This window comes from Kitasatospora sp. NBC_00240, from assembly GCF_026342405.1.
GTDB lineage: Bacteria > Actinomycetota > Actinomycetes > Streptomycetales > Streptomycetaceae > Kitasatospora.
Genome location: NZ_JAPEMU010000001.1, coordinates 7074203 through 7093204, shown reverse-complemented (window position 1 = coordinate 7093204; position 19002 = coordinate 7074203). Strand labels below are relative to the sequence as shown.

Here is a 19002-nt window from a genome sequence, read left to right as displayed (position 1 = left end):
AGATCGCACTCGGTCCGCGCGGCCGGCCCGGACGAAGGCCCAGGCCCGGCCCGGACGGGCGCGGCAGGGCCGTGGCCCGGACCCGGGACGCTCCGGACCCGGGCCCTGCCGGCCGCCGGCCGTCGCGGCCGCGGTCTCAGCCGCCGGCGCCGGGGGACGGGTTGTTGCTCTCGGAGGCAGTGCTGGTCGGGGCCGCGCTCTGGCCGTTGGTGCCGGGGGTGCCGAGCGGCTTGCCCTGGTTGGCCGTGTCGACCCACTTCACCAAGTTCGCCGGGGTGATCTCGTCGGTGCCCATCTTCGGGTACACCGGCTCGCCGTTGAGCAGCACGGTCGGCGTGGACTTGAAGTTGGACTTGTCGAAGTCCTGCTGCACGGCCGACACCCAGCCGCCGAACTTGTTGTCGTTCACGCAGGCCTGGAAGGCCGGTGTGTCCAGGCCCGGGATCGGCTTGGCCAGCGCGATCAGGGTGGCCTTGTTGCCGAAGGCGTCGTTGGTCTCGTCCGGCTGGTTGCGGTACAGCACGTCGTGGTAGTCGCGGAAGTGGCCGGCGTCCTGGGCGCAGCCCAGGGCGTTGGCGCCGTACCGGGAGCCCTTGCCGGGCACGGCCCGGTCGATGAACGAGACGATGTGGTAGTTGACGAAGAGCTTGCCCTGGTCCTCCAGCTGGTCGATGGTCGGGCCGAACTCGCGCTCGAAGGCGCCGCAGGCCGGGCAGCGCGGGTCCTCGTACACGGTGAGGGTGGAGGGGGCGTTCGCCGAGCCGACCGGGATCACCAGGTTCTTGTCGCCGATGGTGCCGGCCGGGGCGGCCACCGGGGTCTCCGGCTTGGAGCGGTTGTTCTGCACCACCACGCCGACCACCGCCGCGACCGCGATCACCGCCAGCACCGCGCCGCCGACGGCGAGCTTCTTGTTGCGCCTGGCCTTGGCCTCCTGCGCGGCCCGCTCCTCCTGCATCCGCTCGCGGGCGGTGCGCTTGCCATCTCGGTTCTTCTCGCTCATGTGACTGGACATCCAGGGTCGGGGCCGGGCCGGGGCCGGCCGGTGGAGGTGGGGCCGGCCCGGACCGGGCTGACCGGGCCGGGGCGGGTGTGGCTCAGGCCGCCAGCCAGGCGTCGGCGGAGAGCTTGGTGCGGGGCCGGTAGATCAGCCAGGCGGCCAGCAGCAGGAACCCGGTGTCGCGCAGGATCTCCTGCAGGTACTCGGTCTGCGAGGCGTCGACGGTGCCGCCGCCGCCGAAGCAGCCGCAGTCGATCGAGATGCCGCGGGCCCAGGCCGAGGTGATGCCGGCGATGAAGGTGAGCAGCAGCAGGGCGGAGACCACGGCGACGATCCGCACGCCGAGCCCGATCACCAACAGGACTGCGAGCGCCAGCTCCAGGAAGGGCAGCGCGTAGCCGACCGGTTTGACCAGCGACTCGGGGAGGATCTCGTACGCCCGGACGGCCTGCGCGGCCTCCGCCGGGTCGGAGATCTTGGCCAGGCCGGCCCAGCCCCAGACCACGGCCAGGGCGAGCCGGACGACCGTGCCGATCCACTCCCCCGCCGGTCCGTCGACCACCCGTCGCAGTGCGCCGCCGACCGGCCGGACGGCGGTGTGCGGGTGCGGCGGGGCACCCTGCTGACCGGCCATCGGAACCCCCTCGGGAATCGCCTGCCGGCCCTCGGCGGGCGCGGCCTCACGCGGATCTGCCGTGGTGTCACCCACGCTTTCCTGGTGAACCGTAGGGGATGGGTGATGGTTCCTCCATATTCGGCCGTTAAGCCGAAAGAGTGAGTTTTGTACCGTTCAGCCCGGCCCGTGCTAACGTCCCGCGCCCCCGCAGCCGACCGGGCGGACGGGCCCGCCGAAGGCCGGGCGGCCCTGCGCCCCGGACCGCGCGGCCCGGGCCGACCCGCCCAGCCGGGCCGCCTCGGCGCACTCCCAGGCCTGCCGCTCGGCGCGCTCCACACCCCGCCTGGCCAGCGCGTGTCCGACCGCGGTGTCCGCCCCGACCGCGAGGCCGAGCGCCAGCGCGGCGGCGGCCGCCCGGAGCAGGACGGCTCGTTGGAGACCCGGCACCGGCAGACCCCTTCGTTCACCCGGACGGCTGAGCTGTGCACGAACGACGGACGCCGGACGGCACCGTCGAGTCGTCCCTCCACTCAACGCCGGTCAACCGCGGCTGATGCGCGGCGCCCGAACTCTTCACTCGTTCGGGTGCATGACGGCGGCCGGCCCGACCCGGGCCCAGCAGCTCACACCCAACGCCTCCCAGGAGACGGTTTGACCCGGCGCCCCGAGGGCCCGTGGTGCCGGCGTCCGCGCACCCGGCCCCGCCCGTGCGCACCGGCGGCCCGCGCGCGCCCCGGACGGCGCCCGCCCGCCCCTGCGGCCCCTCCGCCGGGGCGCGTCCACCGCGGCCACGCATCGGGCGGCGGTGGATCAGGCGGCGGTGGATCAGGCAGCGGTCGTCGCGGCAGGCCCGGGCGCGACCGGCTCGGCAGCACAGACGGCCCGTCAGCTCCCCTGCGGGAGGCCGACGGGCCGTCAATTCCTTGCGGGGTGGCGCCTACCGGCGGCGGACGCCCGCCGCGAGCTCGCCGGCCAGGGTGCGGACGGCGGCCAGGGCCACCTCTTCGTCCCCGGCGGCGTCCAGGATCCGCTGGACGAACGCGGAGCCGACGATCACGCCGTCCGCGAAGCCCGCCACCTGGGCGGCCTGGTCGGCGGTCGAGACGCCGAGGCCGACGCAGACCGGCAGGTCGGTGGTGGCCCGGGTGCGGGCGACCAGGTCCTCGGCAAGGCTGCCGACCTGGGCCCGGGAGCCGGTCACGCCCATCACCGCGGCGGCGTAGACGAAGCCGGTGCCGGCCGCGGTGACCTCGGCCAGCCGCGGGTCCTTGCTGCTCGGGGCGACCACGAAGACGGTGTCCAGGCCGTGCTCCCCGGCGGCCTTGCGCCACTCCTCGGACTCCTCGACCGGCAGGTCGGGCAGGATGCAGCCCGCGCCCCCGGCGGCCGCCAGGTCGGCGGCGAACCGGGCGGTGCCGTAGCGGTCGACCGGGTTCCAGTACGTCATCACCAGCACGGGGGCGTCGGTGGCCGTGGCCACCTCCCGCACGGTGCGCAGCACGTCCTTGATCTTCACGCCGCCGCGCAGCGCGATGTCGTCGGCGGTCTGGATGGTCGGGCCGTCCAGCACCGGGTCGGAGTGCGGCAGGCCGACCTCGACGATGTCGCAGCCGCCGTCGATCAGCGCCCGGACGGCCTTGATGCCGCCCTCGACGCTGGGGAAGCCGGCCGGGAGGTAGCCGATCAGGGCCGCCCGGCCCTCGGCCTTGGCGGCGGCCAGGGTCTCACTGAGCTTGGAAGCCACGGTCACTTACCGCCCTTGTCGTCGTAGAGGCCGAAGTACTGGGCGGCCGTGTGCATGTCCTTGTCGCCGCGCCCGGAGAGGCTGACCAGGATGGTGGCCTCCGGGCCGAGTTCGCGGCCCAGCTCCAGGGCGCCGGCCAGCGCGTGGGCGCTCTCGATGGCCGGGATGATGCCCTCGGTGCGGGACAGCAGGCGCAGCGCCTGCATGGCCTGGTCGTCGGTCACCGGGCGGTACTCGGCCCGGCCGGTGTCCTTCAGCCAGGCGTGCTCCGGGCCGATGCCGGGGTAGTCCAGGCCGGCCGAGATCGAGTGGCTCTCGATGGTCTGGCCGTCCTCGTCCTGCAGGACGTAGCTGCGGGCGCCGTGCAGCACGCCGGGCTCGCCCTTGGTGAGGGTGGCGGCGTGCCGCGGGGTCTCGACGCCCTCGCCGGCCGCCTCGCAGCCGATCAGCCGGACGCCGGCGTCCGGGATGAACTCGTGGAAGATGCCCATCGCGTTGGAGCCGCCGCCGACGCAGGCCACGACCGCGTCGGGCAGCTTGCCGGTGCGCTCGATCACCTGCTCGCGGGCCTCGACGCCGATCACCCGGTGGAAGTCGCGGACCATCATCGGGAACGGGTGCGGGCCCGCCACCGTGCCGAACAGGTAGTGGGTGTTGTCGACGTTGGCGACCCAGTCCCGGAACGCCTCGTTGATGGCGTCCTTGAGGGTGCGGCTGCCGGAGGTCACGGCGACGACCTCGGCGCCGAGCATCCGCATCCGGGCGACGTTGAGCGCCTGGCGCTCGGTGTCGACCTCGCCCATGTAGATGGTGCAGTCGAAGCCGAACAGCGCGCAGGCGGTGGCGGTGGCCACGCCGTGCTGGCCGGCGCCGGTCTCGGCGATGATCCGGGTCTTGCCCATCCGGCGGGTCAGCAGCGCCTGGCCCAGGACATTGTTGATCTTGTGCGAGCCGGTGTGGTTGAGGTCCTCGCGCTTGAGCAGGATGCGCGCCCCGCCCGCCTCGGCGGAGAAGCGGTGGACGTCGGTGAGCGGGCTGGGGCGGCCGGTGTAGTCCTTCAGCAGCGCGTCCAGCTCGGCGGTGAACGCCGGGTCGGCCTTGGCCTTCTCGTACTCCTCGGCGACCTGCTCGACGGCGGCGACCAGCGCCTCCGGGATGAAGCGGCCGCCGTACGCGCCGAAGTAGCCGCGGGCGTCGGGCACCTGGGCGCCCGGCAGGTAGTCCTTCTCGGACATGGTGGAAGTCCTTCTCGGTGATGACTGCAGTGACGTGGAAGGGCTGTGCTCAGCCGTACGTCCTGCGCCATCGGCGCCCCTGCACCTGCCCGGGCTCGCAGCCGATCACGTAGCGCACCCGCCGCCCCAGCACCCGGCGCGCGGGCGCACGGCAGCCGCGCGGGCGGCAGCCACTGCGGAGCGCGCCGCCGAGCCGCAGCGGGGGGTGCGGGTCACGACCGAGGAGCAAGGTCGTGGCACCCGGCCGCGGCGGGATCGGGGCGCTGCCCGGCCCCCGGGCGGGGGCGGGGCGGGTGGCGGGTGGCATGGCTGCGGGTCAGCCCCGGCCGGTGTTGCGCAGGGCGGGGTGGGCGCCGGCCGCGACCAGGTCGGCGACGGCCGCCTTCGGGTCCTTGCCGGTCACCAGGGACTCGCCGACCAGCACCGCGTCGGCGCCGAGGTTGGCGTACGCGATCAGGTCGTGCGGGCCGCGGACACCGGACTCGGCCACCTTGACGACGTGCGCGGGGATGCTGTCCACGACGTTGCCGAAGGTGTTGCGGTCCACCTCGAGGGTCTTGAGGTTGCGGGCGTTGACGCCGATGATCTTCGCACCGGCGTCGACCGCGCGGGCGATCTCCTCCTCGTCGTGCACCTCGACCAGCGGGGTCAGGCCGATCGACTCGGCGCGCTCGATCAGCGACACCAGGGCCGGCTGGTCGAGGGCGGCGACGATCAGCAGGGCGAGGTCGGCGCCGTGGGCGCGGGCCTCCCAGAGCTGGTACGCGGTGACGATGAAGTCCTTGCGCAGCAGCGGGGTGTCGACCGCCGCCCGGACGCTGTCCAGGTCGGCGAGCGAACCGCCGAAGCGGCGCTGCTCGGTCAGCACGCTGATCGCGGCGGCACCGCCGGCCGCGTAGTCGAGCGCCAGGGCCGCCGGGTCCGCGATCGCGGCCAGAGCGCCCTTGGAGGGGCTGGAGCGCTTGACCTCGCAGATCACCCGCACCCCGTCGCCGCGCAGGGCGGCCACGCCGTCCTTGGCGACGGGAGCCTTCGCGGCGAGCTCCTTGAGCTCGTCCAGGGAAACCCGGGCCTGCCGCTCCGCGAGGTCCGCACGGACCCCGTCGATGATCTCGTCGAGCACACTCACGCGGGCGCCCCCATCATTCTGCTAGTTCTGCGAGCTAGGAGCCGGGTGACCCGCGGGTCCTCCCGGCCTGGCAGTCCAGTCGAGCCGACGACAGCGATTCACACAGATCGGTGAGGATTCCGTGCTCGTGTGCCACCGTTGGCACTTCGATGGTATCGGCACCGGGGAGCGCGGGGGGCATCCGCCCGGTGTACGTCTCGCGGAGCGGACCCCCCGCCCGCATCGCGGGCGCCGCCGCCGGCGCCCGACGCCAGCTCAGACCCCCGGGGGCGCCAGTCCGGCCCCCACCGGGAGGTTCCGCAGGGCCATGAAAACCACCAGCAACAGCCCCAGCAGCACCGCGCGCCGTCCCCCGATCACCACTGCCGGGGCCCGGCCGCCGGTCAGCGCGGCCCACACCCAGCGGCACCAGAGCACGGCCAGCAGCGCGGCCAGCGCGACCAGCAGGATGTTGTCGTGCGCGGCGGTCAGCAGGTCGCCGTGGCTGAGCGCGTGCACGCTGCGCAGCCCGCCGCAGCCCGGGCACCACCAGCCGGTGGCCTGGAGCAGCGGGCAGGTGGGGTAGTGACCCGGGGCGTTCGGGTCCACCGAGGCCACGTACAGGGTGGGGGCGGCCAGCGCGGCCAGGGCGCCCAGCGGGCGGCCGAGGCGGCGCAGCACGGAGGGCCCCGGCGCGGGGGTGGCGGGAGCGGCGTTCACCCGGACGATTCTGCCCCCGCCGGACGTCCGACGGGGGCAAAGCGGCAGCGGGCGTGGCGCGCACGCCCCCCGCTCATGTCTGCGGTTACCGCGTCAGGCCGCGACGGCGGTGTTCTTCTTGGTGGTGACGGCCGCCGGGGCGTCCTCGTAGTGCGGGCTGGGCTGACGGCCCATGCCGGCGATCGACATCGCCTTGCCGACCACGCCGGCGAGCACGACGACCACGAGGCCGGCCCACACCAGGAGCACGTTCGGGATGATCATCGCGACGCCGCTGATCGTGAAGCCCACGAAGGCGATGGTGACGCCGGTCCAGGCGGCGGGGGTGTGGCCGTGTGCTGCTGCCGACATCTGATGCTGCTCCTTGGTTCTCCGGGGTCCGGCCGGGACTGCGGTGTCGTGGCAGGTCCGGGGGCTCCTGGCGGGTTGTCGTAGTCCATTGTGCCGGGCGGCCGCGCCCCGCCCCAAAGGGGGGCCGCTGTCTATCGGCTCACAGTCCCCGCGGGTCCGGACCGGGCGGCGCCGGAGGTCGTACGGGCGGGCTGGGCTCAGCCCGCCGTCGGGTCCTCGCCGCGGTCCAGCGCCTTCCACAGGTCGGCGGGGGTGTCCCCGGCCTTCGCGGGCGCCTTGCGGGTGGGGGCGTCGTAGCGGGTGCCCATGCCGGGCCAGTCCCGGCCGAAGCGGACGGTCAGCAGCCCGGCCAGCGCGATCAGCAGGCCGCCGGCCAGCGCGAGCCAGGGCCAGACGCTGTGGCCGACCTGCTCGGCCTGCGCGCCGGCCAGTGCCAGCTTGCGGGCCGCCTCGGTGTGCAGCGCGGAGGCGTCGCCGGCGTTCACGGCGGCGCCGGCAGCCACGCCGAGCCCGGCCAGCGTCATCAGTACGCCCACCGCGATCCGCCCGGCACCGCGTACCGCGAAGACCGCGACGGCGGCGGCCAGCGCGGCCAGCGCCAGGCCGGTCGGCAGACCCGAGACGGTGCTGCCGGTCACCGAGACGTCCAGGGTGCCGCCGGTCACGCCGGCGACCTTGCCGGTCGCCCAGACCCGGCTGACGGCGGTCAGCACCAGGACGGCGCCGAGCACGGTCAGCAGCAGCATCGGCCCGAGGGTGCGCCGGCCGCGCGCCGCCGGGCGCCCGGCGGCGGCCCCGGCCGGCTCGCCGGTGCGGGGTGCGTCGGTCCGGGGTGCGTCGGTGCTGGGCTCGGCCGTCCTGGGTTCGGCCGTCCTGGGTTCGGCCGTCCCGGTTTCAGCCGTCCTGGGTTCAGGGAGTGCGCTCACCCGTCCAGTGTCTCCCGGGCGCGAACCCGTCAGGCCTCCGGGGTCGGACCGGGCGGGCCGCCCTCGACCGGAAACCCGTCGGTCTCGATCACCAGGGTGCGGTCCGCCAGCGGCAGGTACAGGTCGTTCCCGAACGGCACCCGCTCGGCCTCCCGGTACGCCCCGGTTCGCTGCGGGTCGCTGTGCACCGTGCAAAGCGCCTCGACCGGGTCGACGACGACGTACAGCGGGATGCCGCACTCCGCATGCACCCGGAGCGTCCTGGCGAAGTCGTCGCCCTGGTCCGCCTTGGGCAGCACGTCGAGGACGGCCTCCAGGTCGCGCCCCTCGTAGCGGCCGCGCCCGTTGGGTTCGGCCCCCGGGGCCACCACGGCCAGCGCGGGGGCGAGGCCGTCGGGAGCGGACGGGAGGTCCACCGCGACGTCCGAGAGGATCTCCCCCCGGCCGGCCAGCTGCGCCTCGATCTGCGGCGCCGCCCTGAGGACCACCTTCCAGCGGCTGATGCCCTGAGGCGCCATGATGATCTTCCCGTCCGTGGTCTGCACCTGATGGCCGCACCGGAGCCGGCGCCCGCCGGCGCCTCCCGGGCACGACCCGCGGGTCAGCGCGGCCGGGCCCGACCGCTCCCGGTGCGGGGCGACGTCCCCGCGACTCTCACGATAGCGGCGCGCGCAGCGTGTTGGCGGTGGCCACGGCGCGCAGCACGGCGGCGGCCTTGTTCCGGCACTCGGTGTCCTCGCTGTGCGGGTCGGAGTCGGCGACCACGCCCGCTCCGGCCTGCACGTACGCGGTGCCGTCGCGGAGCACCGCGGTGCGGATGGCGATCGCGGTGTCGGAGTCCCCGGCGAAGTCCAGGTAACCGACGCAGCCGCCGTACAGCCCGCGGCGGGTGGGCTCCAGCTCCTCGATGATCCGCATCGCGCGGGGCTTGGGCGCGCCCGACAGGGTGCCGGCCGGGAAGCACGCGGTGAGCACGTCGAAGGCCGTCCGACCGGCGGCGACCTGCCCGGTCACGGTGGACACGATGTGCATCACGTGGCTGTAGCGCTCGACCGACATGAAGTCGACCACCTCGACGCTGCCCGGCGTGCAGACCCGGCCGAGGTCGTTGCGGCCGAGGTCGACCAGCATCAGGTGCTCGGCCCGCTCCTTGGGGTCGGCGAGCAGCTCGGCGGCCAGGTCGGCGTCCTCCTGCGGAGTGACGCCGCGGTGCCGGGTCCCGGCGATCGGGTGCACCATCGCCCGGCCCTCGGTGACCTTGACCAGCGCCTCCGGGCTGGAGCCGACCACGTCGAAGCCGCCCTCGGCGCCGCCGTCCGGGCCGGGGAACCGGAACAGGTACATGTACGGGCTGGGGTTGGTGGTGCGCAGCACCCGGTAGACGTCCAGGGCGGAGGCCGGGCAGGGCGCCTCGAAGCGCTGGGAGGGCACCACCTGGAAGGCCTCACCGGCCCGGATCCGCTCCTTGATCTCCTCCACCGCGGCCCGGTAGGGCGCCCCGCCGAACGGCGAGACGGCCTCGGCGGCGGTCGGGGTGAAGGTCGCCAGGCCCGGGTCGACCGGCTTCAGCAGCTCGGCCTCCATCGCGTCCAGGCGGGCCAGCGCGTCCGCGTAGGCCTCGTCGACGCCGCTGGCCAGGTCGTTGTGGTTGACCGCGTTGGCGATCAGCAGCACCGTGCCGTCGGAGTGGTCGAGCACCGCGAGGTCGGTGGCGAGCAGCATGGTGAGCTCGGGCAGCCCGAGGTCGTCCGGGGTGAGCTCGGGCAGCTTCTCCAGCCGGCGCACCACGTCGTAGCCGAGGTAGCCGACCAGGCCGCCGGTGAGCGGCGGCAGGCCGTCGGTGTGCCGGGGGGTGTGCAGGGCCTCGACGGCGGCGCGCAGCACCTGGAGCGGGTCGCCGGTGGTCGGGATGCCGACCGGCACCTCGCCGTGCCAGCGGGCGTTGCCGTCCGGGTCGGCGGTGAGGGTGGCGGCGCTGCGCACGCCGACGAACGAGTACCGGGACCAGCTGCCCTGCTCCGCGGACTCCAGCAGGAAGGTGCCGGGGCGCTCGCCCGCCAGGCTGCGGTAGAGCCCGATCGGGGTGAGGCCGTCCGCGAGGAGCCGGCGGGTGACCGGGATGACCCGGGTGTCTACGGCGAGCTTGCGGAAGGCGTCGAGGTCCATGGGCGGCGGCACCGGTTCCTGTGTGGCGTCCTGCGGGCGCGGACGGGGCGAGGCGGAGGTGGGGCGGGGCATGGCGGGGGCTTGCGGGCCGCCGGGTACCGGCGACCGACTGCGGACTGCGGACTGCGGACTGCGGAAAGGTTAGCGAGTGACCGGCAGCACGTCGGCGTCGAAGCAGGTCCGCTCGCCGGTGTGGCAGGCCGCGCCGACCTGGTCGACCTTGACCAGCAGGGTGTCGCCGTCGCAGTCGAGGGCGACCGACCGGACGTGCTGGACGTGTCCGGAGGTGTCGCCCTTGACCCAGTACTCGCTCCGGCTGCGGCTCCAGTAGGTGCAGCGGCCGGTGGTGAGGGTGCGGTGCAGCGCCTCGTCGTCCATCCACCCGAGCATCAGCACCTCGCCGGTGTCGTACTGCTGCGCGACGGCCGGCAGCAGGCCGTCGGCGGTGCGCTTGAGGCGGGCGGCGATGTCGGTGGCCAGGGCGGTGCTGCCGGGGGCGGCGGGTGTGGTGGACATGGGTCCCATTCTGTCAGCCCGCCTGCCGGAGCCCTCGGCAGCACCGCTCGGACGGCCGCCCGGACGGTGGGTCAGGCGGGCGGCTCGCAGCCCGCGGGCCAGATCTCGTGGACGTAGAGGCCGGCCCGCCGGGCCAGCGCCGCGACCCGCGCGGGCCCGGTCCCGGGCGCGCCGTCCCAGACCGCGATCACCTCGTCGACCATGCCGACCAGGGCGGTGGCGGTGTCGTCCCCGAGCCCGCCGTGCGCGACCGGGGCCAGCCGGTGGACGGCGTTGGCCTCGTTCATCAGCCGCAGCCGGGTGCTGCGGTGGCTGTCGCCGACCGTCGCGAAGACCGAGCCCCCGCCGGGGACGATCACCTCCAGCTTGCCGCCGTGGTCCAGCACGCACTGCGCGAACCAGCTCTCCGGCCCTTCTCCCGCACAGCTGACACCGACCAGTTCGTACGGGCCGAAGGTGGTGACCAGCTTCCAGAGGTCGCCGCGTACGAGCATTTCGGTGATGCCCGAAAGCCCTTGGTACCCGGTGATTCCGACGCGCATCCACAACTCCTGGGAACGTGCCGTGCCGCGGCCAGCCTATGCCACCGCCCGGGGCCGCCGGTACGGGCGAATCATGCTCCCGCGGCGGGCCGCCGGAACGGACGATTTGTGCGAACCGCCTGCCGGGAGGTGGTCCGGTGGGCCATTCTCGGGGCATGAGCACCGAGCCGCCGCCCGCCGCCGCCTCCCGACCGCCCCGGGGCCTGGTCCTCGCCGTCGCCGCCGTCCTGGTGCTGCTGCTCGGGGTGGTCGCCACCGTGCTGCTGTGGCCCGAGCACCGGCCGGTGGCGCTGCCGCCGCCGGCCCCCTCCCCCACGGTCGCCACGCCCACCCCGACGCCGACCCCCACTCCCACCCCGGCCAAGGTGCTGCCGTACCCGTTCTTCCCGGTCGGCACCTGCCTGGACCACCCGCAGCTGAGCAAGGTGATCACCAAGTCCGAGGCGCGGCCCTGCGAGGGATCGCACGACGCCGAGTCGATCGCCACGATCCTGCTGCCGGAGGGCCTGACCAGCGACAGCCAGATCGGCCGGGCGCTTCGGGAGGCCTGCGCGGCGGCGGTGGACGCGGCGGAGCAGCGCCAGGGCGGCGGCGGGCCGTACTACGGGTTCCCGCTGGGGCCGTACCTGGCCTACTACCAGCAGGGCATGCGGGACGGCACCTGCACGCTGGCCGCCAGCAGCAAGCAGGGCGGCACCAAACTGACGGGGCACCTGCGGTGACGGGCCGCCGGCCCTGACGGCGTCGCCGCGGGCGGACCTGGCACGGCCCCTCCGGCGCCGGCCACCCCGGCGTAGGGTGAGCGCCATGTCGAACCACGCCCGTACCGAACGCCTGCGCCTGGCCGAGCTGCTGACGTCGGCCGGCCCGGACGCGCCGACGCTGTGCGCCGGCTGGACCACCCGGGACCTCGCTGCCCACCTGGTGCTGCGCGAGCGGCGGATGGACGCGGTGGCGGGCATCCGGCTGCGGGTCCTGGCCGGCTGGACGGCCCGGGTCCAGGCGGGCCTGGCGCGGCGGCCGTACGAGGAGCTGGTGGGGGCCTTCCGGGCCGGGCCGCCGCGGCTGTCACCGTTCGCGCTGCCGGGGGCCGACGAGGCGGCCAACACCGTCGAGTACTTCGTGCACGCGGAGGACGTCCGCCGGGCCGGGTCGTGGGAGCCGCGCGAGGTCTCCCCCGCGATGTCCGCGGCGCTATGGCGCCGGCTGCCGATGGTGGCCCGGCTGGAGGCGGCCCCGCGGTCGCCGGTGCGGTTGGGGCTGCGCTCGGTCGGCCAGGGCCGGATCGAGGTCGGCCCGACCGGCGGCGACTACGTCGAAGTGATCGGCGAGCCGGGCGAGCTGGTGCTTTTCGCGGGCGGCCGCGGGGCCCGCGCCGAGGTCGAGGTGGAGGGTTCGGAGGAGGCGGTGGAGGCCCTGGCGAAGACACTTCCGCTGCCGCCCGGCGCGGTCGGCGGCTGCCGCTGACCACCTCATGCCGCCCCGCCCCGGCCCGTGAGGCACTGTCGGAGCACCGTGCCACACTCGTCCGCCGGTGCACCTCCCGGTGCGCCGGTCTCGATCGCGGGGGGCTTTCCATGGGCACGGTCATGTCGTTCACACCCTTGACGCCGGAGGAGCTGGCCCGGGCCACCGAGGACCCGGCCTGGGCCGAGGAGTTCCTCGACGCCTACTACGACCACGACGGGGACGAGGACATCGAGCCGGAGGCCTTCGACGGGTACCTGGACAAGGCCTGGGCCGGCATCCAGTTCCTGCTGGACGCGGCGGACGCGACCGTCGAGCTGGACATGGGCGGCTACCCCATCGACGACGAGAGCCTCAGCGGCTGGACCGTCGAGGACGTGCGGCGGACCGCCGAGAGGTTGCGGGAGCTGCCGTGGGAGCGCCTCGCCGAGCACTACGACCCGGCGCGGATGGCGGAGCGGGAGGTGTATCCCGACGTCTGGCAGGTCGACCCGGAGGGCGAGCTGGAGTATCTGCGGGTGCACTACGCGACGCTGGTCGCGTTCTTCGACGGCGCGGCCCGCGCGGGTTCGGCGGCGATCCTGCAGTTCGGCTGAGCGATCGACCCCGGCATTCCCCACCGGACGGCCACGGCCTGCCGCACCCCTGCCGCCCGGGCCCGGGCCGAGCTGCTGGGGCAGCGGGCCCGGGCGCTGCCGCGGATCGCGGACGGCGTCCGCAACGATCGGGGCTCAGGAGAGTTCGATCCGGGTGCCGCCGTCGACGGCGTGCAGCTTGTCCGGGTTGGCCACGTTGTGGATGGTCGAGATCCGGCCTTCCGGATCGAAGTCGAAGGTCAGCGTGGCGACCACGCGGTCCGGGCCGCGGAAGACCACGCCCGGGCCGCCGTTGATCCAGGTGAGCTCGGCCCGCATCTGCCCGGGCTCGATGCCCTGGTAGGTCACGGTGCCGAGCGCGGCGAACCAGCGGGCCACGGTCTCCAGGCCGACGACCGGCTTGAGGGCCTGGCGGACCTTGCCGCCGCCGTCGGTCCACAGCGTCACGTCCGGGGAGAGCAGCTCCATCAGGGTGTTGATGTCGCCGCCCGTCGCCGCGGCGAAGAAGCGCTCGGTGACGTCCCGCTGGCGGGTACGGTCCGCGGTGAAACGGGGCCGGCGGGCCTGGACGTGCTCGCGGGCGCGGTGCGCGGCCTGCCGGACGGCCGGCTCGGAGCGTTCCACCGCCTCCGCGATCTCCCCGTAGCTGAAGGCGAAGACCTCCTTCAGCACGAAGACCGCCCGCTCCAGGGGGCTCAGCATCTCCAGGACCACCAGCAGGGCCGTCGAGACCGAGTCCGCCGCGGCGACGCCGTCGGCGGTGTCCGGGCCGGTGAGGATCGGCTCGGGCAGCCACGGCCCGACGTACGTCTCGCGCTGGTGGCGGGTGGAGCGCAGCCGCTCCATCGCCAGGTTGGAGATGATCCGGGTCAGGTAGGCCTTCGGGTCGGCGACCTGGGCCCGGTCGGCCGACGACCACTTGAGCCAGGCGTCCTGGACCACGTCCTCGGCGTCGGCGGCGCTGCCGAGGATGCGGTAGGCGACCGAGAAGAGCAGGGTGCGGTACTGCTGGAAGGCGAGCTGGTCGGGGCCGTCCTGCTGCGGCTGGGTCACTTGGCGCTCCTGATCCGGGTGTAGCGGCCGCCGTGCGGCCAGAGGGCGCCCGAGGCGGGCATCTTCTTCATACGGGCGAAGGTCGCCCACGGCGCGGCGGAGACCGTCTCCTTGTACTTCGCGGCCCGCTTGCCGGTCAGCACGATCCGGCGCGGGCTGTCGTCGGGGCGGGTGAACTGCACGACGGCGTCGCCCCGGCCCAGGCTGACGGGCGTGTGGTAGTAGCCGAAGCGGAAGGGCCTGGGCTCCTTGCCGGCCAGGATCCGCAGGATCGACAGGGCCGCGTGCACGCCGGTGGGCATGCCGCTCTGGCAGGTCCCGTGCATCACGCCGTAGCCCTGACGGATCGCCGCCGCGTCGCCCACGGCGTGGACGTCCGGGTGGGAGACCGAGCGCAGTGTGCTGTCGGTGACCACCCGGCCGCGCTCGTCGACGGTCAGGCCGGCGGCGGCGGCCAGCGGCGAGACGCGGGTACCGCTGGTCCACAGCACCGCGGCCGCCGGGATGCCGGTGCCGTCCGCGAGCTCGACGCCGTCCGGCAGCACCTTGACCACCTCGACGCCGCTGCACACCCGCACACCGAGCCGGGCGAGCGCCGCATCCAGGTGTGCCTTGGCCTTGGGGTGCATGGTCGCGCCCGGCTCCTGCCGGCCCAGCAGCACCACCTGGAGCCGCGGGTGCCGCTCGGCGATCTCCGCGGCGGCCTCGACGCCGGTCAGTCCGCTGCCGCCGACCACGACCGTCCCGCCGTCGAGCCGGGTCAGCCGTTCGGCGAGGAGGGCGGCGTCCTCCGGGCTGTCGAGGGTGTAGGCGTGGTCCTCCACGCCGGGGACGGCGGCGGTGTCGGCGACGCTGCCCAGGCCGTAGACCAGGGTGTCGTAGCGCAGGACCTGGTCGTCGTCGATCCGGACGGTCTTCGCGTCGGCGTCCACGGCGGTGACCCAGCCGCGGACGAAGCCGGCGCCGGTGCCGTCCAGCAGCTCCGGGATGTTCATCTCGGCCGTCTCCTGGCCGGTGGCGGTCATGTGCAGGCGGAGCCGCTCGGTGAAGGTGTCGTAGGGGTTGACCAGGGTCACCCGCAGGTCTCCCCGCTTCCGGCTGCGGGCCGCGAGCTGGATCGCGGCGGAGAGCCCGGCGTACCCCGCGCCCAGGACCAGGACCTCGTGCTGCTGTGCTGTCGCGTTCATCGCTCTGCCGTCTCCTCGTACCGGTCGTTCCCGTTGTGCGGACGACCACCAGACGCAAGCTGCCCTCCCGTTCGTGACATGGAGCCGATGTGACCCGCGTCACATCATCAGGAGAGGGCGGCCGCGCGCGGCGTCGACCCCCGGGCGGCGCGACGCACAGCATTCAAACCATGATCGGCCGACTCCGCAAGGAAACTGACGGAACACCAGGAAGGCGCAGGCCAGGGGCAGGGCCTGGCGCCTGCGCACCGCCCGCGGGCACGAACGCCTCCGCAGCACCCCGGCCGGCGCCGGGCATCGCGGCGGAACACGAAGGCCTCCGGTGCGGTGCGGCGTCGAGACGCCGCACCGCACCGGAGGCCTTCGCCGTGATCAAGCCTGACGGCTGCCCACGGCGCTCGTGGTCAGTTCGCCTGGCGGACGGGGTGCCCGGCTTCCCGCAGCGCGTCCTTGACCTGGCCGATCCGCAGGTCGCCGAAGTGGAAGACGCTGGCGGCGAGCACCGCGTCGGCGCCGGCCTCCACGGCGGGGGCGAAGTCGGCGAGCTTCCCGGCGCCGCCGGAGGCGATCACCGGGATGGAGACGGTCTTGCGGACGGCCCGGATCATCTCCAGGTCGTAGCCGTCCTTGGTGCCGTCGGCGTCCATCGAGTTGAGCAGGATCTCGCCGGCGCCCAGCTCGGCGGCCCGGCCGGCCCACTCGACGGCGTCCAGGCCGGTGCCGCGGCGGCCGCCGTGGGTGGTGACCTCGTAGCCGGAGGCGGTCTCGGTGCCCTCGGGGCAGCGGCGGGCGTCCACCGACAGCACCAGCACCTGGCGGCCGAAGCGCTGCGCGATCTCGCGGATCAGCTCGGGACGGGCGATCGCGGCGGTGTTGACACCGATCTTGTCGGCGCCGGCCCGCAGCAGCTTGTCGACGTCCTCGACGGCGCGGATGCCGCCGCCGACGGTCAGCGGGATGAAGACCTGCTCGGCGGTGCGGCGCACCACGTCGTAGGTGGTCTCCCGGGAGCCGGAGGAGGCGGTGATGTCGAGGAAGGTCAGCTCGTCGGCGCCCTCGGCGTCGTAGAGCTTGGCCATCTCGACCGGGTCACCGGCGTCGCGCAGGTTCTGGAAGTTGACGCCCTTGACCACCCGGCCCGCGTCGACGTCCAGGCAGGGGATCACACGTACTGCGAGGGTCACGGCTGTTTGCCTTCCAAAGTGCTTGCGAGCCCGGCGCGGTAGGCCTCCAGCTCGATCTCGACCATCATCCGGGAGTCGATCAGGCCCTCGACCACGACCATGGTGGCGACCGGGCGGGCGGCGTCGAAGAGCTTCTTGTGGGCCCGGCCCACCTCGTCGGCGTCGCGTACGTGCGTGATGTACATCCGGGTGCGGACGACGTCGTCCGCCGTCAGACCGTACGCGGCGAGGGCGTCGAGGCCCACGCCGAAAGCGGCGAGCGTCTGGTTGTACGGGTCGCCCTCGTGCTCGATCTTCCCGTTCACCCAGGCGGTGGTGCCGGCCACCAGCACCTGGTCGCCCGCCGCCACCGCCCGCGAGTAGCCGAAGTCGTCCTCCCAGGGGGAGGCTCCGGCCAGCTTGCCGCGTACGATCTGACGATCTGTCATGACACGGCCTCCAGGGCCTCTTCGAGGGTGAACTTCTGCTCGTAGAGTGCCTTGCCCACGATCGCGCCCTCGACACCTTCGGGGACGAGGGTGGCGATGGCCCGAAGGTCGTCCAGCGAGGAGACCCCGCCGGAGGCGACCACCGGGCGGTCGGTGGCGGCGCAGACGTCGCGCAGCAGCTGGAGGTTGGGGCCGGTGAGGGTACCGTCGCGGTTGACGTCGGTGACCACGTAGCGGGCGCAGCCCTCGGCGTCCAGGCGGGCGAGCACCTCGTAGAGGTCGCCGCCGTCCTTGGTCCAGCCGCGGCCCTTGAGGGTGGTGCCGACCACGTCCAGGCCGACGGCGATCTTGTCGCCGTGCTCGGCGATCACCTTGGCGACCCACTCCGGGGTCTCCAGCGCGGCGGTGCCGAGGTTGACCCGGCGGCAACCGGTGGCCAGCGCGGCGGCGAGGGTGGCGTCGTCACGGATGCCGCCGGAGAGCTCGACCTTGATGTCGAGGCGCTCGGTGACCTCACGGACCAGGGCGCGGTTGTCGCCGGTGCCGAAGGCGGCGTCCAGGTCGACCAGGTGCAGCCACTCGGCGCCGGCGCTCTGCCAGGCCAGCGCGGCGGCGAGCGGCTCGCCGAAGGAGGTCTCGCTGCCGGAGGCGCCCTTGACCAGGCGGACGGCCTGGCCGTCGCGGACGTCGACGGCGGGGAGGAGTTCGAGGCGGTTGCTCATGGAGTTGCAACTCTCCGGATGTCAGAGGGTGTTGACCCAGTTGGTCAGCAGGGCGGCGCCGGCGTCGCCGGACTTCTCGGGGTGGAACTGGGTGGCCCAGAGCGGGCCGTTCTCGACGGCCGCGACGAACGGCTGCCCGTGGGTGGCCCAGGTGACCAGCGGGGCGGCGATGTTGTCGTTGGTGACCTGGAGCTCCCAGTTGCGCACGCCGTAGGAGTGCACGAAGTAGAAGCGGGTGTCGGCGTCCAGGCCGGCGAACAGCCGGCTGCCCTCCGGGGCGTCCACGGTGTTCCAGCCCATGTGCGGGACGATCGGCGCGTCCAGCGGCTCGACGGTGCCGGGCCACTCGTCGCAGCCGGCGCTCTCCACGCCGTGCTCGACGCCGCGCTCGAACAGGATCTGCATGCCGACGCAGATGCCGAGCACCGGGCGGCCGCCGGCCAGCCGGCGGCCGATGATCACGTCGCCGCGCACCGCCTTCAGCCCGCGCATGCAGGCCTCGAAGGCGCCGACGCCGGGGACGAGCAGGCCGTCGGCGTCCAGGGCGGTCTGAAAGTCCGAGGTCACGGTGACGTTCGCACCGGTGCGCTCGACGGCCCGCTGGGCGGAGCGCAGGTTGCCCGACCCGTAGTCGAGGACCACCACGTTCTTGGCCATGAAGGTTGTCGTCCAGTCTCTCTAGAGGCGCATGACGCCGGAAACGAGGCACAGCGCCGCACCGATCGCGAGGACCGCGACCAGGCTCTTGGACTGCTTCTGCTTCCAGAACGAGTACACGCCGCCGGACAGGAACAGCCCGGCGATGATCAGGAGGGTTGCGGCCTTGCTCACAGTGCGCCCTTGGTCGAGGGGAGGATGCCGGCCGCGCGCGGGTCGCGCTCGGAGGCGTAGCGCAGGGCACGCGCGAGGGCCTTGAACTGGCACTCGACGATGTGGTGCGCGTTGCGACCGTACGGGACGTGGATGTGCAGGGCCACCTGCGCCTGGGCCACGAAGGACTCGAAGATGTGCCGGGTCATCGTGGTGTCGTAGCTGCCGATCATCGGCGCCATCGACTCCGGCTCGGTGTGCACCAGGTACGGGCGGCCGGAGAGGTCGACGGTGACCTGGGCCAGCGACTCGTCCAGCGGGACGGTGCAGTTGCCGAAGCGGTAGATGCCGACCTTGTCGCCGAGCGCCTGCTTGAAGGCGGCGCCGAGCGCGAGGGCGGTGTCCTCGATGGTGTGGTGGGTGTCGATGTGCAGGTCGCCGGTGGTCTTCACGGTGAGGTCGAAGAGGCCGTGGCGGCCGAGCTGGTCGAGCATGTGGTCGTAGAACCCGACGCCCGTGGAGATGTCGGTCCTCCCGGTGCCGTCGAGGTTGATCTCGACCAGGACCGAGGTCTCCTTGGTGGTGCGCTCGACCCGGCCGGTGCGGACACCGTCGTTCTTCGCGGACATAG

25 protein-coding genes are annotated in these 19002 nt (G+C 73.9%); 3 read left to right on the top strand and 22 right to left on the bottom strand.

Going from position 1 to position 19002, the window contains the following annotated elements; translation table 11 throughout:
- Positions 1-136 precede the first annotated feature (136 nt).
- From OG689_RS30395 to OG689_RS30330, 14 genes are all read right to left on the bottom strand, one after another.
- A complete protein-coding gene (locus OG689_RS30395) occupies positions 137-1003 on the bottom strand; it encodes a thioredoxin domain-containing protein (protein ID WP_266324048.1) in 867 nt (288 codons plus the stop codon).
- A gap of 94 nt (positions 1004-1097) precedes the next feature.
- Entirely contained in the window at positions 1098-1709 is a 612-nt protein-coding gene (locus tag OG689_RS30390; RefSeq protein WP_266324047.1) for a MauE/DoxX family redox-associated membrane protein, read from the bottom strand.
- Between the two features lie 96 nt (positions 1710-1805).
- Complete coding sequence (locus tag OG689_RS30385) at positions 1806-2063, bottom strand: hypothetical protein (RefSeq protein ID WP_266324046.1); 258 nt, start codon at positions 2061-2063, stop codon at positions 1806-1808.
- 490 nt (positions 2064-2553) lie between these two features.
- A complete protein-coding gene (trpA, locus tag OG689_RS30380) occupies positions 2554-3366 on the bottom strand; it encodes a tryptophan synthase subunit alpha (RefSeq protein ID WP_266324045.1) in 813 nt (270 codons plus the stop codon).
- Entirely contained in the window at positions 3363-4595 is a 1233-nt protein-coding gene (gene trpB, locus OG689_RS30375) for a tryptophan synthase subunit beta (RefSeq protein WP_266324044.1), read from the bottom strand. The genes trpA and trpB overlap by 4 nt, the downstream gene beginning before the upstream one ends.
- A 49-nt stretch (positions 4596-4644) precedes the next feature.
- A complete protein-coding gene (trpM, locus tag OG689_RS30370; RefSeq protein WP_266324043.1) occupies positions 4645-4824 on the bottom strand; it encodes a tryptophan biosynthesis modulator TrpM in 180 nt (59 codons plus the stop codon).
- 87 nt (positions 4825-4911) lie between these two features.
- Entirely contained in the window at positions 4912-5724 is an 813-nt protein-coding gene (trpC, locus tag OG689_RS30365; protein WP_266324042.1) for an indole-3-glycerol phosphate synthase TrpC, read from the bottom strand.
- 255 nt (positions 5725-5979) lie between these two features.
- On the bottom strand, positions 5980-6423 hold the full coding sequence (locus OG689_RS30360; RefSeq protein WP_266324041.1) for a DUF2752 domain-containing protein: 444 nt from the start codon (positions 6421-6423) through the stop codon (positions 5980-5982).
- A gap of 93 nt (positions 6424-6516) precedes the next feature.
- Positions 6517-6774, bottom strand: a complete 258-nt coding sequence (locus OG689_RS30355) for an HGxxPAAW family protein (RefSeq protein WP_266324040.1) — start codon at positions 6772-6774, stop codon at positions 6517-6519.
- Between the two features lie 197 nt (positions 6775-6971).
- Positions 6972-7700, bottom strand: a complete 729-nt coding sequence (locus OG689_RS30350) for a TIGR02234 family membrane protein (protein ID WP_266324039.1) — start codon at positions 7698-7700, stop codon at positions 6972-6974.
- A gap of 29 nt (positions 7701-7729) precedes the next feature.
- Positions 7730-8245 carry a Uma2 family endonuclease gene (locus OG689_RS30345; protein ID WP_266324038.1) on the bottom strand — a complete coding sequence of 172 codons (516 nt, stop codon included), beginning with the start codon at positions 8243-8245 and terminating at the stop codon, positions 7730-7732.
- Between the two features lie 109 nt (positions 8246-8354).
- The gene (locus OG689_RS30340; RefSeq protein ID WP_266327532.1) at positions 8355-9866 is read right to left on the bottom strand and encodes an anthranilate synthase component I; all 1512 of its coding nucleotides are present in this window, start codon (positions 9864-9866) and stop codon (positions 8355-8357) included.
- 141 nt (positions 9867-10007) lie between these two features.
- Positions 10008-10382: a phosphoribosyl-AMP cyclohydrolase gene (gene hisI, locus OG689_RS30335; protein WP_266324037.1), complete on the bottom strand. Its 375-nt coding sequence runs from the start codon at positions 10380-10382 to the stop codon at positions 10008-10010.
- A gap of 71 nt (positions 10383-10453) precedes the next feature.
- Positions 10454-10924 (bottom strand): hypothetical protein, encoded by a 471-nt coding sequence (locus tag OG689_RS30330; protein ID WP_266324036.1) that lies wholly within the window; start codon positions 10922-10924, stop codon positions 10454-10456.
- 155 nt (positions 10925-11079) lie between these two features.
- Between OG689_RS30330 and OG689_RS30325 the strand changes: the two genes are divergently transcribed.
- The 3 genes from OG689_RS30325 (at position 11080) to OG689_RS30315 (ending at position 12987) form a co-directional block, all read left to right on the top strand.
- A complete protein-coding gene (locus OG689_RS30325) occupies positions 11080-11646 on the top strand; it encodes a hypothetical protein (RefSeq protein WP_266324035.1) in 567 nt (188 codons plus the stop codon).
- Positions 11647-11731: 85 nt separating this feature from the next.
- Positions 11732-12391: a TIGR03085 family metal-binding protein gene (locus OG689_RS30320; RefSeq protein WP_266324034.1), complete on the top strand. Its 660-nt coding sequence runs from the start codon at positions 11732-11734 to the stop codon at positions 12389-12391.
- Between the two features lie 122 nt (positions 12392-12513).
- Complete coding sequence (locus tag OG689_RS30315; protein ID WP_266324033.1) at positions 12514-12987, top strand: YfbM family protein; 474 nt, start codon at positions 12514-12516, stop codon at positions 12985-12987.
- Positions 12988-13122: 135 nt separating this feature from the next.
- Here the strand turns inward: OG689_RS30315 and OG689_RS30310 are convergent, their stop codons facing one another.
- From OG689_RS30310 to hisB, 8 genes are all read right to left on the bottom strand, one after another.
- Positions 13123-14040, bottom strand: coding sequence for an RNA polymerase sigma-70 factor (locus OG689_RS30310; RefSeq protein WP_266324032.1), 918 nt, complete (start codon positions 14038-14040; stop codon positions 13123-13125).
- Positions 14037-15227: an FAD-dependent oxidoreductase gene (locus OG689_RS30305; protein WP_266324031.1), complete on the bottom strand. Its 1191-nt coding sequence runs from the start codon at positions 15225-15227 to the stop codon at positions 14037-14039. Before OG689_RS30305 ends, OG689_RS30310 begins: the two co-directional genes overlap by 4 nt.
- Positions 15228-15631: 404 nt before the next feature.
- A complete protein-coding gene (gene hisF, locus OG689_RS30300) occupies positions 15632-16411 on the bottom strand; it encodes an imidazole glycerol phosphate synthase subunit HisF (protein ID WP_266324030.1) in 780 nt (259 codons plus the stop codon).
- Complete coding sequence (locus OG689_RS30295) at positions 16408-16839, bottom strand: RidA family protein (RefSeq protein ID WP_266324029.1); 432 nt, start codon at positions 16837-16839, stop codon at positions 16408-16410. The genes hisF and OG689_RS30295 overlap by 4 nt, the downstream gene beginning before the upstream one ends.
- On the bottom strand, positions 16836-17561 hold the full coding sequence (gene priA, locus OG689_RS30290; protein WP_266324028.1) for a bifunctional 1-(5-phosphoribosyl)-5-((5-phosphoribosylamino)methylideneamino)imidazole-4-carboxamide isomerase/phosphoribosylanthranilate isomerase PriA: 726 nt from the start codon (positions 17559-17561) through the stop codon (positions 16836-16838). The genes OG689_RS30295 and priA overlap by 4 nt, the downstream gene beginning before the upstream one ends.
- 21 nt (positions 17562-17582) lie before the next feature.
- Complete coding sequence (gene hisH, locus OG689_RS30285; RefSeq protein WP_266324027.1) at positions 17583-18218, bottom strand: imidazole glycerol phosphate synthase subunit HisH; 636 nt, start codon at positions 18216-18218, stop codon at positions 17583-17585.
- Positions 18219-18239: 21 nt separating this feature from the next.
- The gene (locus tag OG689_RS30280; protein ID WP_190209161.1) at positions 18240-18392 is read right to left on the bottom strand and encodes a hypothetical protein; all 153 of its coding nucleotides are present in this window, start codon (positions 18390-18392) and stop codon (positions 18240-18242) included.
- Positions 18389-19000 carry an imidazoleglycerol-phosphate dehydratase HisB gene (gene hisB, locus OG689_RS30275; RefSeq protein ID WP_266324026.1) on the bottom strand — a complete coding sequence of 204 codons (612 nt, stop codon included), beginning with the start codon at positions 18998-19000 and terminating at the stop codon, positions 18389-18391. The genes OG689_RS30280 and hisB overlap by 4 nt, the downstream gene beginning before the upstream one ends.
- Positions 19001-19002 lie beyond the last annotated feature (2 nt).

What these genes read in the sequence shown, in the direction of transcription:
- OG689_RS30395 (WP_266324048.1), bottom strand. Translation starts at nt 1,003, where the DNA reads ATGAGCGAGAAGAACCGAGATGGCAAGCGCACCGCCCGCGAGCGGATG.
- trpB (WP_266324044.1), bottom strand. Translation starts at nt 4,595, where the DNA reads ATGTCCGAGAAGGACTACCTGCCGGGCGCCCAGGTGCCCGACGCCCGC.
- OG689_RS30355 (WP_266324040.1), bottom strand. Translation starts at nt 6,774, where the DNA reads ATGTCGGCAGCAGCACACGGCCACACCCCCGCCGCCTGGACCGGCGTC.
- OG689_RS30340 (WP_266327532.1), bottom strand. Translation starts at nt 9,866, where the DNA reads ATGGACCTCGACGCCTTCCGCAAGCTCGCCGTAGACACCCGGGTCATC.
- hisI (WP_266324037.1), bottom strand. Translation starts at nt 10,382, where the DNA reads ATGTCCACCACACCCGCCGCCCCCGGCAGCACCGCCCTGGCCACCGAC.
- OG689_RS30330 (WP_266324036.1), bottom strand. Translation starts at nt 10,924, where the DNA reads ATGCGCGTCGGAATCACCGGGTACCAAGGGCTTTCGGGCATCACCGAA.
- OG689_RS30325 (WP_266324035.1), top strand. Translation starts at nt 11,080, where the DNA reads ATGAGCACCGAGCCGCCGCCCGCCGCCGCCTCCCGACCGCCCCGGGGC.
- OG689_RS30320 (WP_266324034.1), top strand. Translation starts at nt 11,732, where the DNA reads ATGTCGAACCACGCCCGTACCGAACGCCTGCGCCTGGCCGAGCTGCTG.
- OG689_RS30315 (WP_266324033.1), top strand. Translation starts at nt 12,514, where the DNA reads ATGTCGTTCACACCCTTGACGCCGGAGGAGCTGGCCCGGGCCACCGAG.
- OG689_RS30305 (WP_266324031.1), bottom strand. Translation starts at nt 15,227, where the DNA reads ATGAACGCGACAGCACAGCAGCACGAGGTCCTGGTCCTGGGCGCGGGG.
- OG689_RS30295 (WP_266324029.1), bottom strand. Translation starts at nt 16,839, where the DNA reads ATGACAGATCGTCAGATCGTACGCGGCAAGCTGGCCGGAGCCTCCCCC.
- priA (WP_266324028.1), bottom strand. Translation starts at nt 17,561, where the DNA reads ATGAGCAACCGCCTCGAACTCCTCCCCGCCGTCGACGTCCGCGACGGC.
- hisH (WP_266324027.1), bottom strand. Translation starts at nt 18,218, where the DNA reads ATGGCCAAGAACGTGGTGGTCCTCGACTACGGGTCGGGCAACCTGCGC.
- hisB (WP_266324026.1), bottom strand. Translation starts at nt 19,000, where the DNA reads ATGTCCGCGAAGAACGACGGTGTCCGCACCGGCCGGGTCGAGCGCACC.